The sequence below is a fragment of the Glycomyces paridis genome (assembly GCF_004912155.1).
In the GTDB taxonomy this organism is placed as follows: Bacteria; Actinomycetota; Actinomycetes; order Mycobacteriales; family Micromonosporaceae; genus Glycomyces; species Glycomyces paridis.
In genome coordinates this window covers 118,926-134,255 of the sequence record NZ_STGX01000014.1, presented here as the reverse complement: position 1 = coordinate 134,255, position 15,330 = coordinate 118,926, and the positions used below count along the sequence as shown (strand labels likewise).

The 15,330-nt window shown below is 73.2% G+C and carries 14 protein-coding genes; all 14 read right to left on the bottom strand.

The window, feature by feature from the left end; all coding sequences use genetic code 11:
* Positions 1–97: 97 nt before the first annotated feature.
* The 14 genes from E9998_RS18385 to E9998_RS18325 all read right to left on the bottom strand — a co-directional run bounded on the left by E9998_RS18385 (position 98) and on the right by E9998_RS18325 (position 14,907).
* Positions 98–784: an alpha/beta fold hydrolase gene (locus tag E9998_RS18385; protein ID WP_136531154.1), complete on the bottom strand. Its 687-nt coding sequence runs from the start codon at positions 782–784 to the stop codon at positions 98–100.
* Between the two features lie 85 nt (positions 785–869).
* Positions 870–1,151, bottom strand: a complete 282-nt coding sequence (locus E9998_RS18380) for a hypothetical protein (RefSeq protein ID WP_136531153.1) — start codon at positions 1,149–1,151, stop codon at positions 870–872.
* The gene (locus E9998_RS26810; RefSeq protein ID WP_136531152.1) at positions 1,148–1,744 is read right to left on the bottom strand and encodes a TetR/AcrR family transcriptional regulator; all 597 of its coding nucleotides are present in this window, start codon (positions 1,742–1,744) and stop codon (positions 1,148–1,150) included. The genes E9998_RS18380 and E9998_RS26810 overlap by 4 nt, the downstream gene beginning before the upstream one ends.
* A gap of 31 nt (positions 1,745–1,775) precedes the next feature.
* Positions 1,776–2,615 carry an ATP-grasp domain-containing protein gene (locus E9998_RS18370; protein ID WP_136531151.1) on the bottom strand — a complete coding sequence of 280 codons (840 nt, stop codon included), beginning with the start codon at positions 2,613–2,615 and terminating at the stop codon, positions 1,776–1,778.
* Between the two features lie 106 nt (positions 2,616–2,721).
* Positions 2,722–3,555: an undecaprenyl-diphosphate phosphatase gene (locus E9998_RS18365; RefSeq protein WP_136531198.1), complete on the bottom strand. Its 834-nt coding sequence runs from the start codon at positions 3,553–3,555 to the stop codon at positions 2,722–2,724.
* A 208-nt stretch (positions 3,556–3,763) separates the two neighbouring features.
* Positions 3,764–5,347 carry an alpha/beta hydrolase gene (locus tag E9998_RS18360; RefSeq protein ID WP_136531150.1) on the bottom strand — a complete coding sequence of 528 codons (1,584 nt, stop codon included), beginning with the start codon at positions 5,345–5,347 and terminating at the stop codon, positions 3,764–3,766.
* Between the two features lie 305 nt (positions 5,348–5,652).
* Complete coding sequence (locus E9998_RS18355; RefSeq protein ID WP_158299868.1) at positions 5,653–6,657, bottom strand: glycosyltransferase family 2 protein; 1,005 nt, start codon at positions 6,655–6,657, stop codon at positions 5,653–5,655.
* Positions 6,651–8,045, bottom strand: a complete 1,395-nt coding sequence (locus tag E9998_RS18350) for a cytochrome P450 (RefSeq protein ID WP_158299867.1) — start codon at positions 8,043–8,045, stop codon at positions 6,651–6,653. The genes E9998_RS18355 and E9998_RS18350 overlap by 7 nt, the downstream gene beginning before the upstream one ends.
* A complete protein-coding gene (locus tag E9998_RS25460; RefSeq protein ID WP_158299866.1) occupies positions 8,042–9,133 on the bottom strand; it encodes a hypothetical protein in 1,092 nt (363 codons plus the stop codon). Before E9998_RS25460 ends, E9998_RS18350 begins: the two co-directional genes overlap by 4 nt.
* Positions 9,134–9,778: 645 nt before the next feature.
* The gene (locus E9998_RS18345) at positions 9,779–10,972 is read right to left on the bottom strand and encodes a glycosyltransferase (protein WP_136531148.1); all 1,194 of its coding nucleotides are present in this window, start codon (positions 10,970–10,972) and stop codon (positions 9,779–9,781) included.
* Complete coding sequence (locus E9998_RS18340; protein ID WP_158299865.1) at positions 10,969–12,180, bottom strand: MFS transporter; 1,212 nt, start codon at positions 12,178–12,180, stop codon at positions 10,969–10,971. Before E9998_RS18340 ends, E9998_RS18345 begins: the two co-directional genes overlap by 4 nt.
* 2 nt (positions 12,181–12,182) lie before the next feature.
* Positions 12,183–12,806 carry a flavodoxin family protein gene (locus E9998_RS18335; protein WP_136531146.1) on the bottom strand — a complete coding sequence of 208 codons (624 nt, stop codon included), beginning with the start codon at positions 12,804–12,806 and terminating at the stop codon, positions 12,183–12,185.
* Positions 12,803–13,396, bottom strand: a complete 594-nt coding sequence (locus tag E9998_RS18330) for an anthranilate synthase component II (RefSeq protein WP_136531145.1) — start codon at positions 13,394–13,396, stop codon at positions 12,803–12,805. The genes E9998_RS18335 and E9998_RS18330 overlap by 4 nt, the downstream gene beginning before the upstream one ends.
* Positions 13,393–14,907, bottom strand: a complete 1,515-nt coding sequence (locus E9998_RS18325; RefSeq protein ID WP_136531144.1) for an anthranilate synthase component I family protein — start codon at positions 14,905–14,907, stop codon at positions 13,393–13,395. The genes E9998_RS18330 and E9998_RS18325 overlap by 4 nt, the downstream gene beginning before the upstream one ends.
* Positions 14,908–15,330: the final 423 nt, after the last annotated feature.

The following is a 15,330-nucleotide window of genomic DNA, read 5'->3' as shown; positions in this document are numbered from 1 at the left end:
CAGCGCCGGGCTTTCTTTGCAGGCGGACCGTTCACGGTCGCCCGCGAACCGCGGACGCGGTTCGCGGGCGACCGTGAACGGCGTCGGCCGACGCCGTCTATCGGTCGCGTTCGGTCCAGTAGCGGTGGAGCCGGTCGGCGAGTTCGTCAGGGCGGCTGAGCATGACGCTGTGGCTCCCGTCGATCTCGTCGGGTTCGATCCCGAGGCGCTCCTTGACGACCGGGCGCATGAACTCGGGCGGGAAGAACCGGTCGTCGCGGCACAGCAGGAACCTCGTCGGCACGTCCGGCCAGGCCCGCATCGGCGTGGGCTCGTCCCACCGGTCCCCCGCCTGCTCGCGGCCGTGCGCCAGTGCCTCCCGGGCCGCCTCCACCGGGAGGTCGTGGACGAAGGCCGCGATCATCCGCTCCTCGGAGCCGATGTCGATGCCGAGGGCGTCGTGGCCGGTGGCGGACCACCAGGCGCCCATGGACTCTCCGGGGACCGGGATCATGGCGGTGAGCAGGACCATGAGGTCGACGCCGGTCCGCTCGCACACGAGCGGGGCGGTGAACCCGCCGAGGGAGTGGGCGACGAGCACGACGCGTTCGCGGCCGCCGATGGCATCCGCGACGGCGTCGGCGAATTCGGGCAGGCCGTTCGCGCCGTCCTCGATGGGGAGGTCGACCGCGATCACCTCGTGGCCGCGTTCGCGCAGCCGCGGGGCGACGAGGTGCCAGTCCCATGAGCTGCTGCCGCCGCCGTGGACGAGCACGAACACGGCTTGGTCGTCTGAGTGGGGCATGGCGCTCCTCGGTTCGTCGCGGGTTTCCGCCTTGGACGCTACCGCCGGGGTGCGACACCGGCGCGGTCCGAGCTGAACCCGGCCTTCAGTCTCGGCCCCAGGCGAGGCCGCGAGCGTGGAAGAGACCCATGAGGAGCACGCCGAGCGCGAGGGCGGCACCGCCGGCCAACGGCGCGTCCGGGAGGTCGGCGGCGACGAGCGCGAGGACGCCGAGGCCGATGCCGGACCAGCCGGCGGCGAGGTTGACGAGCGGGCCCGAACCGAAGACGGTCGGGTACCGCTCGCCGGTGACGCCTTTGATGAAGTGGGGCAGGCCGTTGCCGATCATGAGGCCCGCGAGGAGGCCGAGGCCGATCGCCTGGATCATGGGGTGCTCCGTTCGTTGTCGCTGGTGGAGAGGCCGCGCACGGCGAGGTCGACGAGCAGGCGCAGGCGCGCGCGCATCTGGTCGGCGGTGGCGGTGGACCGGGCGATGCCGGTCATGGAGTCGGTGAGGAGTTCGGCGGTGTCCTCGGCGGTGGCGGCGTCGCCGAGGAGGTCGAGGTCGGGCGCTTCGGCGAGGATGCGCGAGACGAGCGCGGTGTACCGGGCCTCGGAGGCGGCCACGGCGTCGGCCGCGATGCGGGAGGCCTCGCTCAGGAGTTCTCGGCGGTGGTCGGCTTCGACGGTGGCGGCGGTGAATTCGAGCTTGGCGACGAGGGCGGCGTAGAGCCGCTCGGCGGTGCCGGTCGCGGCGTCGGCGGCGGTCTCGGCGGCGGTGTGCACCTCGTCGCCGATGAGGTCGGCCACGGCGCGGAGCACGGCGGCCTTGTTCGGGAAGTACTGGTAGACGGCGGGGCGGGAGACGCCCGCGGCTGAGGCCAGGAGGTCCATCGTGGTCTTGCGGTAGCCGTAGCGGCCGAACACGGGTGCGGCGGCGCGCACGATCGTCTCGCGGGTCGCGGCGGATCGAGCTGTCATGCTGACATTGTTTGCTTATTTCGTCAGATTGTCAAGCATTGCTCAGCGCTTCGATCAACGGCCGCACCTCCGTGTCTTCGGGGAAGTCGCTGACCTGGCCGTCGCCGACCTCCACGACCCGCCAGGCGCCGTCCGCACGGCGGACGAGGTCGGTGGTCACGAAGCGGCAGCCGAGGGCCGCGACGCGTTCGCCGACACCCGCCAGGTCGGGTTCGACGCGTTCGCCGGGGGTGTCGGGGTGGGCGGTGACGGCGGCGGGCGCGCCGTCGAGCCACCACACCCGCGCCTCGGGTCCGGTGAAGTCCTCGAAGGCGCGCAGCACGACCCCGCCGCACAGGTCCTCCCCTTGGAGGTCCAGGAAGGCGTCGACCACGCGCCGCAGGGCGGCCCGGTCGCCGAGGTCGGGCACGTGGCAGGCGGTCGCCCATTCATGCTTGCGGGACTTCACGAAGTCCTTGACGACCGCGCCCGCCGAGCCGAGGCGGGCCGCCGCTTCCGCAAGCCAGTCGTCGGAGGGTTCGGCGGTCCACACGCTCGCCGGGGTGCGGCCCTGGAAGACCTCGTACCAGCCGGGGAGTTCGTGGGCGCGGCGGTACCGCGCCGCGTCGGTCAGCAGGCGGCAGCCGCGGTCGGCGAGGGCGCGCTCCAGGTCGGCGTAGCGGTCCGAGCCGATCATCCAGCCGCGGTACCAGGCCGGGCCGAGGTCGCGCGGGACGCGCCGCACGGCCTCCTCGACGTCGCCGCGAGCGAGCGCGTCGTGGTCGATGACGGCCGTCAGGGCGGCGGCCTCGGCCTCGCGCGCGAAGTGCGGGTCGGCGCGCCGCGAGCGCGCGGGCGCGAGCGGGTCGGCGCACAGCAGCAAAGCGGTCATCGGTCCTCCCGGGACTGGTCTGGAGAGGCCCAGGATGCAACGGGCCGTCAAGTCCCCGAAGCGGAAAGGGCCGGTCGAAACGACCGGCCCTTTCACGGGAGCGAACTCAGGTGGCGCTGAGGAAGCCCGTCTCCAGCATGATGATGACGACGGCGCCGAGGATGCAGCGGTACCAGACGAAGATGAACACGCTGTGCTTGGCGACCCATTTGAGCATCCAGTGCACGGCCGCCAGGCCCACGAAGAACGCGATCACGGTCGCGACGAGCATCTGGGCGCCGCTGGGCACCGAGCCCTCCGCGGCGGGGTCGAACACGTCGCCGAGGCTCAGGATGCCCGCGCCGAACACCGCTGGAATCGCCAGCAGGAACGAGTATCTGGCCGCCACCGAGCGGTCGAGGCCGATGAACAGGCCCGCGGTGATCGTGCCGCCCGAGCGCGAGACGCCGGGGATGAGCGCGCCGGCCTGCGCGAAGCCGAGGATGAGGCCGTCCTTGAGGCGGAAGTCGTCCCAGGTGCGGGTCTTCTTGCCGACCAGTTCGGCCAGCGCGAGCAGGAGGCCGAAGAAGATGAGGCTGAAGGAGACGAGCCAGAGGTTGCGGGCGCTCTCGCGGATGGCGTCCTTGAAGATCAGTCCGAAGAACACGATGGGCAGGGTGCCGATGATGACGTACCAGCCGAGCCGGTAGTCCGTCTCGCCGCGCAGCTCCTTGTTCCACAGGCCCTTCCACCAGGCGACGAGGATGCGGACGATGTCCTTCCAGAAGTAGAGGAGGACGGCGGTCTCGGTGCCCAGCTGCGTGACGGCGGTGAAGGAGGCGCCCGCGTCCTCCTCGAAGAACAGCGCCGAGGTGAGTCGCAGGTGCGCCGAGGAGGAGATCGGCAGCATCTCGGTGAGGCCCTGGACGACCCCGAGCACGATGGCCTCCAGCCAGGTCATGTTCACCATGCGGCCGGCTCCGTCCGGGCATGGGACGGACTGGGGGAAGTGTGCATGTGCGCTTCTTTCGTCACTTCGACGGTCGGGAGTCGACTCCGCCTGCGCTCGGCGCCCGGCGGGACGGGGCCATCTTGCCAGATCCGCGGCGGTGACCGAGCGGCACACGCACCCGCGAGTGAGCCGCGTCAGGTCGGCGCCGGGGCGGCGGTCAGCCGAGTTCCTGGGGGCAGCGCAGACCGGCTTCGGGAACGTCGAGGTCCACGAGGTAGGCGGTGACTGGATCGTCGATGCACTTGTGCCCCAACGTGTAAGCGGTGTGGCCGCTGCCTTGGTAGGTGAGCAGGACCGCGGCGTCCAGGGCGTCGGCGACGGCTTCGGCCCAGGGGTAGGGCGTGGCGGGGTCGCCGAGGTTGCCGACGAGGACGACCTCGGGTGCGCCGTCGCCGTCGACCGAGTCGGGGCCGGGGTCGGAGGCGGCCCAGGTGGCGCACGGCAGGTAGCTCCAGGAGATCCCGGCGCCGAAGAGCGCGGAGTCGGCGTACCCGTCAGCTGCGGAGTCCTGATAGGAGCCGAAGCGGGAGGGGTTGGCGCGGTCGACGCATTGGACGCCGTAGAAGTTCGCGTCGGTGTCGCGGCGGGGCAGCGGCGGGGGCGGGAGCCGGGTGGGCCGGGAGGCGCCCTCGTCTTCGGCGAGCGATTGGAGGGCGTCGAGGAATTCCTGGACGGTGCCGTCGCCGAAGGCGGCGAGCACGGCTTCGAGGCGGGGCCATTTGGCCTCGCTGTAGAGGCTCTGGGCGACCATGTCGGTCAGCAGGCCCACGGTGAGGTCGCCGTTGACGCCGTCGAGGGCGGTGGTGAGCATCGACTCCAGTTCGGCGTCGGCGGCGTCGGCGCCGGTGAAGGGGCAGTCGGGGAGGCCCAGGCAGTAGTCGAGGAAGGCCCGCCAGGCGGTCTCGAAGCCCTGGGCCTGGCCTTCGGCGAGGTCGAGGACGTCGCCTGAGGTGCGCATGACGCCGTCGAGGACCATGGCGCGCACGCGGTCGGGGTAGAGGTACAGGTACATCTGTCCGATGTAGGTGCCGTATGAGTAGCCGAGGAAGGTGAGCTTCTCGTCGCCGAGCGCGTTTCGGAGGACCTCCATGTCGCGCGCGACGTTCTGGGTGCCGAGGTGTTCCAGGAAGTCGGGGTCGACCTGGTCGGCGCAGCCGTCGGAGAAGGTCGCGGCGCCGTCGCGGAGGGCGTCGGTCTCGGTCTCGGCCAGGGAGTCGGGGTCGTCGAGGGCGACGGCGGAGACGGCGGCGTCGAAGTCGGTGTCGTCGCCGCAGGTGAGGTTGCGGCTCCGGCCGACGCCGCGGGGGTCGAAGCCGACGACGTCGAAGGCGGCGGTGACCGCGTCGGGCAGGAACGGGTACTGGGCGAGTTCGATGCCGGAGCCGCCGGGACCGCCGGGGTTGACGAGGAGGGAGCCGGTGCGCTCGCCGGTGGCCGGGTGGCGGACGAGGGCGATGCGGACCTGGTCGCCGTCGGTGCGCTCGTAGTCGACGGGGACGCGGACCTCGCCGCATTCGAGTGCTTCGGCCCAGGCCGCGGCGGCGGCGTCGAGTTCGGCGTCCTCGAACATGGCGTCGAGGTCGCACGGGCCCCAGTCGACGCCGGTGATCTCCTCCTGGACGGCGGTGACGCCCGCGCGGGCCTTGGAGGAGCCGTTGCCGTCGTAGTCGGCGCCGCAGGCGGCGAGGCCGGTGGAGGCGAGGGCCGCGGCGGCCGCGGCGAGCATGGCGGTGCGCCGCATGGCGGCTCCTCTCGTCGGGGCCGCGGTCCTCCCGGCGGTCGGCGGCGCGGGCCCCGGATGGAGCGGGGCCCTTGCCGCCGTTGACAGGTCCGTCGCATGGCAGGGACGTGGACCGGCCGTCCGCCGGGAGCGCCGCGCGCCCAGGGCGACGGCGCCGGCCGGTGGAGCGGTGGCCGCCCTCGGTCGGACCGGGCCGTTCGGTGCCCCCGGTGTTGAGGGCAATCTACGGCCGCGGGATCACCTCTGTGGGCGTTTCGGCTGATCCGTCATCGGATCGGGTGAACGGACCCGGTCGTCCCCTGTGGTCAGCGGGCGGCGTAGAGGGCGTCGAGTTCCCTGGCCAGGAGGGGGTCGGCGGTCTCGGCGAGGGCCAGGAGCCGGTCGGCCTCGGTGAGCGTCATCGCGTGCTCCCAGCGGCGGCGGAAGAGGTAGGCGTCGAGGGCGCGGTGGCGCTCGCAGAACCGGTCGAGGTTGCGCATGAGCTGGGTGCGCATGAGCCGCTGGGCGACGAGCGGGTCGGGGTGGGCGAGCGGGTGGACCTGGTGGTGGTTGACGGCGGCGGGGTCGACGCGGAAGCGCAGGCCCGCGTGGTGGAGGCGGTAGGACAGGTCGGTGTCCTCCAGGCCCCAGCCGGTGTACGACTCGTCGAAGCCGCCGACCTCCTTGAGGGCGGCGCGGGGGACGCCGAGGTTCGCGGTGGTGGCGAGGGCCCAGGCGAAGCGGAAGCCGTCCAGGCCGTGGCCGTAGGCGTCGACGACCGCGTGGTAGTTGTCGGGCTCGTCGCCGAGGCCGACGCGTTCGAGGGCCGCCTCGGGGTCGGCGGCGAGGTCGCCGGGCGCTAGCAGGTGCACCGGTTCGGCGAGGCGTTCGGGTCCGCCGACGCGGGCGACCAGGCGCAGGAGGTCCTGCTCCCCCAGCGGGAGCAGGCCCGGGCGCCACCAGGTGAGCGCGCGGCGCTTCCAGCCGATGACGCCCGCGCCTTCGGCGGCAGCGGCGGCGTGGGCGGCGACGAAGCCGGGGGCGGCCATGCGGTCGTCGTCGATGAAGACGACCAGGTCGCCGTCGGCGCGGTCGAGGGCGGCGTTGCGGGCGGCGGCGCGGCCGCGGTTCTCCTGGACGACCAGGCGCAGGTCGAGGCGGTCGGCGAAGGCGTCCGCGAGGTCGGCCACGCCGCCGCGGGTGCCGTCGTCGCACAGGACCACCTCGAACGCGGTGTGGGTCTGCACGGTGAGCGATTCGAGCGTCAGGGCGAGGTACTCGCGCTTGTCGCAGGTGGCCATCACGAGGCTCACCGAGGGGGCGTTCACCATCCGAGTCTCCATCTGTCGGCGCCGTCGAGGTCGACCATCTCGTTGAGGTCGCCGCCGATCGGGCGGGCGGGCTGCGAGTCGTCCCTGGGAAGGGCGACGACGGGCACGGAACCTTTGGGGGCCATCATGAGTCCGACGCTGCGGTCCACTGTGGCGCCGATTACGGGGGCGATCCGGTAGCGGCCGAGGACGGCGGCGAGCACGAGCTTCATCTCCATGTCGGCGAAGGCCGCGCCGATGCAGGCGTGCGGGCCCGCGCCGTAGGGCAGGTACTCGTACAGGCTCGGCTTGGCCCCGGCCCAGCGGTCGGGGCGGAAGCGGAGCGGCTCGGGGAAGACCGCGGCGTCGCGGTGCGTCGCGAACTTGCTGGTCACGACCTGGCACCAGGCGGGGATCTCGTGGCCGCCGAGTTCGGCGGGAGCGACGGCGATCCGGGCGGTGTTGGGCCCGGGCGGAAGGAGCCGCAGGGTCTCCTTGAGGACGCGGTCCAGTGGGGCGGCGGCGAGCGCGGCGTCCGTGTCGCTCTCGCTGACGGCCTCGAGGACGGCGTCCGTTTCGGCGGGGTGCTGGGACAGGAGCAGGAGCGTCCACACGAGCGTGTTCGAGGAGGTCTCGTGCCCGGCGACGATGAGGGTGGTGAGCTGGCCGATGAGCGCGTCGTCGTCGAGCCCTTCGCCGTCCTCGCCGCGGACGGCCATGAGCGCCTGGAGGAGGTCGGCGCCCGCGCCGCCCTCGCGGCGGGTCTCCACGATGGACGCCAGTGCGGCGTCGAGGCGGCGGATCACGGTGAGCAGGCGCCGGTAGGGCGCGCCGGGCACGTCGAAGGGGAAGTAGCGGATGGAGGAGGCGAAGTAGCGCAGGGCGAGCATGTCCTGGACCATGCGGCCGATCCCGGCGGCCTCCCCGGCGATGTCGACGCCGAAGAAGCAACGGCAGGCGATGCGCAGCGTCAGCTCCCGCATCCGCTCGCTCAGGTCGAACGGCTCGCCGGGGGTCCAGGTCGCGACCTCTTCGGCGGCGAGGGCGGCGACGGTCTCGGCGTGGGCGCCGACGCTCTGGGGCCGGAACGCGGGGGTGGCGGTGCGGCGGGCGCGGCGGTGGTCGGGTCCGTTCATGTTGAGCAGGCCGATGCCGCGGCGGGCGTTGCGGATGCGTTCGGGGACGGCGTATTCGAGGACGGTGTGGAAGGTGTCCCCGGCGGTGAGCACGGCCCGGTTGAGCTCGGGCCCGAAGGCGAAGACCTGCCTGCGGTCGCCGCGCACGAGGCCCGCGACGCCGCCGAAGCGGTGGTACAGGTCGGCGGTGTACCCGACCGGGTCGGCGGCGTAGGCGTGCGCGTTGGCACGGCGGCCGAGCCAGCGGTGCGGCGCGGGGCCCGGAACGCTCACTCGTACCAGTCCCGGTGCGGGCGAGGGAGGTCCGTGCGGCCGCCTCTCGCGTACGCGGCGGCGGCGAAGCGGCCCGCGGGGACCGCGAGGGCATCCACGGTGGACTCGGGGAGGTACCGGCGGAACAGGCCGGGGAACGCGGTCGCGAAGGCGGCCTCGGCGAGCGGGCCGGGTTCGGGCACGGGTGCGGGCGCGGCGAGGCCGAGCGCGAAGTGGACGGTCCAGTACTCGAAGAGCACGAGTTCGCCTACGGCGGCGCCCAGCGCGGGGTCGGCGGCGGCGAGGTCGGCGGCGGCGAGGTCGGCGGCGAACGCGCCGGTAAGGTCGGGTTTGCGCAGGCCCTCGGGCAGTCGCGTGTCGGCGAACTCGCCGAGCCAGGCGTACTCGGCGCCGCTCCCGCACGCGAAGAACTCGGCGTGCACGCGCATCCAGGAGGCGTACGGGAGCCGGGCGAGGCCGGTCCCGGCGGTGGGCGTGTCGAAGTCGACGGGCTCTTTCGGTGCGGCGCAGGCGGTGCGGCGCGGGCCTTGGAAGCCGTTGCCGGTCAGGCTCAGGTGATCGGCGTGGTCGACGAGGTTGGGGACGGTGACGAGGTTGTCGATGCCGTTGCCGCGCAGGAAGGCCGCAAGCGGCAGGTCGTCGGGCCCGTCGCCGTCCTCGTGCTCGGCGGCGAAGGCGAGCGCGGCCTCGCGAGGGAGCGCCAGGCCCTGCGTGGGCGTGTACATGTCGACGGCGCGGGCCCAGGACCAGCCGTTCCAGGCGGCGACACGCACGAGCGTCGCCGTGCGCGAACCCCACTCGCAGAACAGGCTCACGGCGGCCTCGGGCCGCGCGGCGAGCGCGTCGCCGAGGCGGTCGGCGAAGCCGTCGCACGGGATCACGTCGTCTTGGAGGACCACGTGATGGCTCTTGCCCGGATCGGCGGCGCCCCAGGCGCGGGCGGCGTTGGCGAGGTTCCCTCGCCCGGGAGGCGAGTCGTCCACGACCACCACGGGACGCAGGTCGCCGAGCGAGTCGGCGAGCTCCCGAGCCCGGTCGGCACGGGCCGGGTGCGTCATGATCGCGGTCGAGAAGGTGGGCGCGTTCACCGCAGGCTCCTTCGGTTGCGGGGCAGTGCGAAACGGTCGGCGAGCGGGTCGGGGCGGAGCGCGGTCGGTGGCGCCGAGACGAGACCGGCCGTGCCCGCGATCAGGTGCCACGAGGCCGTGCGGGCGACAGTTCGACGCGAAGCGTGGAACCGCGCGGTCACCGCCGGACGCCGCGTGGCGTCCCAGTCCTCAACGGCGGTCGCCGGATGCCGCGAATTGCCGGTGGTGGCTGCGGTCGCGGCCTCCGCTGCCACTCCTGAGGCGGCGGCCCGCGCGGTCACCCCGGCGGAAGCGCCGCGCCGCGCCCGCGAATAGCCGCGCAGCGGCGTGGCCGCAGACTGCGAGCGGTCGCCGACCTCACCGGGCAGCGCTCTCGCGCGGTTTCGGGTCCCGAAAGGCCCGGAGCGCCGAATGCCGGCGGGTGGGAGTCCGGTCGCGATCCGAGACCGCGAGCAGTCGCGGTCCGTGTCGGAGAACGCCTCGACGGCGAGCTCCAGTGGCGAGACCACTGCGGTCGCCGTCCGGCGCGACGGGTCGTAGCGCCCCGTCTCGATCCGAGGCAGTGCGCGACCGCGGCGCTCGACGGCCGGTGCCGGAGTCCCCGCTGCTGCGCCGTGCTCACAGCACTGCCGCAGTCCCCTCCGCTCAGGCGGCATCTCGGGCTCCCGCCAAGCGGTGCACGGCGACTCCGGCGGTCACGCGTTCGATCATCGCCGCCGCGCCGTCCGTGGCGCGCAACTGGGTCGCGAAGGCGCGGTGGGGGGCCGGGTCGGCGCTGAGCGCCGCTTTGAGGGCCGCTTCGATCGCGACCGTGTCGGCGGCGCCGTCGAGCACGTCGCCGAGGCCCAGGGCCGCCACTCTCGCGGCGTTGCCGCGCTGTTCCTCCGAATGCGGGAGGAACACGAGCGGGGTGGCGGTCAGGAGGCCTTCGAGCATCGAGGCGTGGCCGCCGTGGACCACGGCGGCGGTGGAGCGGGCCATGAGGTCGGCGGCGTCGTGGCGGAACTCGGCGACGTCCACTGCGGACCCTCCTGCGGCGCGGAGGCGGCCGGTGAGGCCGCCGGGGTCCTTGCCGCCCAAGGTGACGGCGACGGGGACGCCGAGGCCGGAGGCGGCGGCGACGATCCGCACGAGGTCCTCCTCCCCCAGGCCCGAGCCGCCGAGGGTCACGTTGAGGAGCGGCGCGCGTTCGCCGTCGGGTTCACGCAGGTCCTCGGGCGCCAGCGGTCCGATGTGGCGGATCTCGGCGGCGAGGGAGGCAACAAGCGCGGCCGTGGCGGGCGGGACGTCCGTCAGCGGATCGAGGAGCGGCAGGTCCGGGACGAGCATCGCGTCGCCGAGCACCTTGCGGGCGTGGACGTCCGGGACGCGCAGGCCGTCGAGCGTCGCCAGGATCTCGGGGAGCACGGCGTGCATGGGGTGGCGGAACAGGCGGAGGTTGTGGACGGTGAACGAGGGCAGGCCGCGCATGGAGGCGGCCACCGAGGCGGTGTTGCGCATGTCGCTGACGACCGCGTCGGGGCCGAAGGCGTCGATGGCATTGAGCTCGTCGTCCATGCTCCGCTCGACGTAGGCGGGACTCGCGAGGCGGGTGCGGGCGAAGGCGCGCAGGCCCGCCTCGTCGCTCATGCCGCGCCAGGCGGGGGCGGGGCCGATCTCGTCGATGCCGATCCACCGCAGCCCGGCGCGCTCGACGATGGGGCGGGCCTCTTCGTGGACGGCGACGGCGACTTCGTGCCCGGCGCCGGCGAAGCGGGCCGCGGCGGTGCGCATCCGGGCCACGTGGCCGAGGCTGGAGCGGCTGAAGGCGACGAAGAGCACTCGCAGCGGCGCGGTCATGCGGGTTCCTCCAAGGAGAGCGTGCGCGGGGTGCGCAGGGCGACGGCGAGCCCGGCGAGCGCGAACACGGCGAGGACCGCGAGGGCCGGGCGCGGGCCGATCAGCTCGGTGAGCGACCCGCACAGCAGCGTACCGAGCGGCACCGAACCCCAGACGACCATGCGGCCCACGGCGTTCACGCGGCCCTGGAGGCGCTGCGGGGTGACCGTCTGGCGCACCGAGATGCCGACGACGAGGAAGCAGGTGTGGACGGCGTTCCAGCACAGGAGTGCCGCGGCGGCGAGGACCCAGTGCGGGGCGGCGGCGTAGGCGAGGAGCAGGACGAGGTCGAGTCCGGTCATCCAGCGGGCCATGGGGATCGGCGCGCGGCCTTTGAAGCGGGGGGCGAGCGCGGCGCCGATGAGCGCGCCGACGCCGGAGGCGGCGATGATCCAGGCGACGCGGTAGTCCTCGGCGTCGAGGCCGAGCGCTTCGGCGGCGAAGACGACCATGAGCCCGTAGACGGCGCCCGCGCTGACGCCGACCCCGATGTTCGTCAGCGTGTAGGAGCGCAGCAGGTCGTGGGCCGCGATGAACTTCCATCCGGCGCGCACGGCGCCCAGTTCGCGCGGGGCGGGCTCGGTCTTCGGCAGGCGGACGCGGGAGATGAGGATGCCGGAGGCGACGTAGCAGGCGGCGAGAACGGCGAAGGTGGGGCCCAGGCGCAGCGCGTCGGCGAGGAAGTAGCCGACCGGGGCCGCGATCGCGGTGAGGACGGTCGTGGTCATCCACAGGAGGCTGTTGGCGCGGAAGAGTCCTTCGCGGCCCACGAGCGCGGGCACGGTCGCGGCCGAGGCGACGTCGAACCACACGTAGGCGGTGGCCGAGGCGAACCCGATGGCGCACAGCGTGACCGGTCCGACGGCGTCGAAGAACGCGAGGAGCGGGACGCCGAGGAGGACCGCGGCGTTGGCGGCCTCCATCCAGGCCATGACCCGCACCGGCGAGGAGCGGTCCACGGCCGCCCCGGCGAACATGCCGAACAGCAGGAAGGGCACCACGTTCGCGGCCGAGGCCGCAGCGGCGGCGACCGCGGAGCCGCTGGACTGGTACACGAAGAGCGGCAGCAGGACCCAGGAGGTCGCATAGGCCACGGTGGACGCGAACTTGGAGGCGACGAGCAGGTGGAAGCCGGTGCCCGTCGCGGCCTCGGCGGTGGGTGCGGTCACGGTCAGCCGGTCCTGCCGACGCGGCGCTCCGCGTCCCGGGGGCGCGGCAGGACGGTCCCGGACTCGGCGAGGGCCGTGCCTATGTCGACGATGCGGTCGACGGTGCGCCGCAGGGAGTCGAGGCCCTCGGTGTCGGAGAGGATGCCCTCCTCGCCTCCGGAGTGGATGGTCACGGGGAAGCCCGAGCCGACCACGATGAAGCGGTTGAGGAGGAGGTTGTGCATGAGTTGGGCGTGGACGTCGAGGTGGCCGTAGCGGCGGCCGATGACTACGGCGGCGCCGATGGTGTTGGTGAGCGGGCGTTCGAAGCGGAGGTGGCCGACCCCGGCGCGCTCGATGAAGGTCTGCATGAGCGAGGAGAGGCCGAAGCCGTGGACGGGCGCGGCGAAGACGACCGCGTCGGCGGCGATCATGGAGCGGACGACGTCGGCGACGTCGTCGTCCACCGGGCACGGGTCGGTGCGGGAGTTGCACCGACCGCATTCGCAGCGCACGACGCGCCGTTCGGCGAGGTCGACCCCTTCGGTGTCCCAGCCGCGCTCGCTCGCGTGGGCGAGCGCGCGCTGCGCGGCCATCCACGTGGAGCCGCGGGCCCGTTCGGAGCCGTTGATCGCCAGCAGCCTCATCGGCGGGCCTCCGCCAGGTCGCGCGCATCGGCGGCGAACGCGGCGAAGAGGCCCATCCCGGCTTCGGTGAGGATCGACTCGGGGTGGAACTGGACGCCCTCGATCGGCAGTTCGCGGTGGCGCACGCCCATGACGTACCCGTCGTCGGCCGACCGGGCGGTCACTTCGAGCTCGGCCGGGAGGGTGTCCTCCACGACGATGAGCGAGTGGTACCTGGTGGCGTGGAAGGGGACCGGAGCGCCGGTGAAGACGCCGCGGCCGTCGTGCTCCACAATGGAGGTCTTGCCGTGCATGAGGTGCTTGGCGGGGCGCACGTCGGCGCCGAAGGCGACGCCGATGGCCTGGTGGCCCAGGCAGACGCCGAGGACGGGCTTGACGCCGGCGAGGGCGCGGACGAGCTCGACGTGGCCGGAGTCCTCGGGGGTGCCCGGCCCCGGTCCCAGGAGCACGAAGTCGCCGTCGTGGGCGAGCGCGGCGGCGGGGTCGACGTCGCCGGAGCGGACGACGTCGGTGTCCACGCCGAGCACCCGCAGGTACTGGTAGATGATGTGCGCGAAGCTGTCGTAGGCGTCGACCAGCAGAGCTTTCATCGGTCCTCCCGGGAGTCGGCGTTGAGGGCGTCCCCGGCCACCGCGTGGACCGAGGAGCCGAGTTTGGCGAGGGTCTCGCGCCATTCGCCCGCGGGCGAGGAGTCGGCGACGACGCCCGCGGAGGCGCGGGCGGTGTAGGTGTCGCCGACGGCGACCACGGTGCGGATGCTCAGGGCGAGGTTGGTGAAGCCGCCGAAGCCGATGACGCCGAACGCTCCGGCGTACATGCCGCGGCGGCTGGTCTCGGTGGCCTCGATGATCTCCATGGCGCGCAGCTTGGGCGCGCCGGTCATGGTGCCCGCCGGGAAGGTCGCGGCGATGACGTCGTAGGCGTCGAGGCCCTCGGCGAGCCCGGCGGTCACGGTGGAGACCAGGTGCAGCACGTGCGAGTAGGTCTCGACGCACATGAGCTCGTCCACGGCGACCGTGCCGGGGACGGCGACGCGGCCGAGGTCGTTGCGGCACAGGTCGACGAGCATGATGTGCTCGGCGACCTCCTTCTCGTCGCCCTTGAGCCAGCCGGCGCGCTCGGCGTCCTCGGCGGCGTTCGCGCCCCGGCGCACGGTCCCGGCGATCGGGCGCATGGTGAGGTGCCCGGCGTCGATGCGCACGTGCAGTTCGGGGCTGGCGGAGAGGACGGTGAGGTCCTCGAAGGGGATGTACGCCATGTACGGCGAGGGGTTGTTGGCCCGCATGCGCAGGTAGACGTCGAGGTCGGCCCGCTTGCCGGGCATGCGGACCTCGTGGCCGAGCTGCACCTGGTAGATGTCGCCGGCGCGGATGTGCGCGAGGGCGCGCTCGACGCGCTCGCCGTAGGTGTCGGGGTCGATGGTGAGCTCGGGCTCGGTGCCGCCCAGGGGCGGCTGCGGGACGGCGGGCGAGGTCGCGGGGGCGTCGAGCGCGGCGGTCACGGCGCGGTGGACGTCGTCCGCGCCGGGGCCGTCCTTGTACTCGGCGACGGTGAGTTCGGCGGCGCCGGCGACGAGGTCGATCTCCACCACGGAGCGGTAGACGCGGAAGACGGCGTCGGGGACGCGGTCGACCGGTTCGATGATGCGCGGCAGGTGCTCGATGTAGGACACGGCGTCGTAGGCGAGGAGCGTGGTGAACCCGAAGCCGAAGCGGCGGTCGTCCAGGGGCTCGCCGTGGAGGTCGAAGCCGGACTCCATGTGGCGCATGGCGTCCCACAGGTCCGAGCGGGCCGCGAGGCGCCAGCCGCCGGGCTCGGCGGTGACGCGGTCGAAGCCGTCGAGGCGGGCGGCGGCCCAGTCGCGCCAACGCTCGTGGCCGTCGACCTCGATGCGGCCGTCGCGGACGACGAGGTCGAGGACGGGGCCGATGCCGATGAGGGCGCGGGTCTTGTCGGCGTCGGGGCCCGAGAGCGATTCGAGCAGGTACACCTGCTGCTCGCCTTCGGACTCGCGCAGGCGCATGAAGGACTCGAACGGATCGGCCGAGCGGCATTGGAAGCGCTGCAAGGTGATCGGGAACTGCGGAGCGGGTTCGGGCATGGGGTGTCCTTCGAGGAGGCGACCGCTGCCGGGTCGGCGGCTCGACACAGGCTAGCAGCCGATGTCCGTTTCTTGGGGCAGCGCTCCCATTACAGTGGGTCGCATGTGCATCACAGTGCAGGGTGTGGCGGGAGTACCTGAAGTGACCGGAGAGCGTCCGGACCGCCGAAGGCGTCGCCGCTGGTCAGTCGCGGTCGTGCCGCGGCTGTGATGGTCGTCATGGAAGTCGGCCCGGCAGTGCCTTCCCAACCGGTGCCACACCAAGTCAACGCCGCGTCAAGAAGACCCGCGCCTGCGTATGGAACCCGTAAAGCCCCCTGTCGGAAGGCCTGAGGCGGGCGTTCACTCGAATCCGCCGGGCCCCGACCCGGCGGCGCGGCACCGGCCGCGCCCCCTCGAACGAGTGGAAGGAAGCCATGCCCG

Excerpts from the sequence above, each read along its gene's own strand:
- E9998_RS18385 (WP_136531154.1), bottom strand. The coding sequence starts at position 784 with ATGCCCCACTCAGACGACCAAGCCGTGTTCGTGCTCGTCCACGGCGGC.
- E9998_RS18380 (WP_136531153.1), bottom strand. The coding sequence starts at position 1,151 with ATGATCCAGGCGATCGGCCTCGGCCTCCTCGCGGGCCTCATGATCGGC.
- E9998_RS26810 (WP_136531152.1), bottom strand. The coding sequence starts at position 1,744 with ATGACAGCTCGATCCGCCGCGACCCGCGAGACGATCGTGCGCGCCGCC.
- E9998_RS18370 (WP_136531151.1), bottom strand. The coding sequence starts at position 2,615 with ATGACCGCTTTGCTGCTGTGCGCCGACCCGCTCGCGCCCGCGCGCTCG.
- E9998_RS18365 (WP_136531198.1), bottom strand. The coding sequence starts at position 3,555 with ATGACCTGGCTGGAGGCCATCGTGCTCGGGGTCGTCCAGGGCCTCACC.
- E9998_RS18360 (WP_136531150.1), bottom strand. The coding sequence starts at position 5,347 with ATGCGGCGCACCGCCATGCTCGCCGCGGCCGCCGCGGCCCTCGCCTCC.
- E9998_RS18355 (WP_158299868.1), bottom strand. The coding sequence starts at position 6,657 with ATGGTGAACGCCCCCTCGGTGAGCCTCGTGATGGCCACCTGCGACAAG.
- E9998_RS18345 (WP_136531148.1), bottom strand. The coding sequence starts at position 10,972 with ATGACCGCGCCGCTGCGAGTGCTCTTCGTCGCCTTCAGCCGCTCCAGC.
- E9998_RS18335 (WP_136531146.1), bottom strand. The coding sequence starts at position 12,806 with ATGAGGCTGCTGGCGATCAACGGCTCCGAACGGGCCCGCGGCTCCACG.
- E9998_RS18330 (WP_136531145.1), bottom strand. The coding sequence starts at position 13,396 with ATGAAAGCTCTGCTGGTCGACGCCTACGACAGCTTCGCGCACATCATC.
- E9998_RS18325 (WP_136531144.1), bottom strand. The coding sequence starts at position 14,907 with ATGCCCGAACCCGCTCCGCAGTTCCCGATCACCTTGCAGCGCTTCCAA.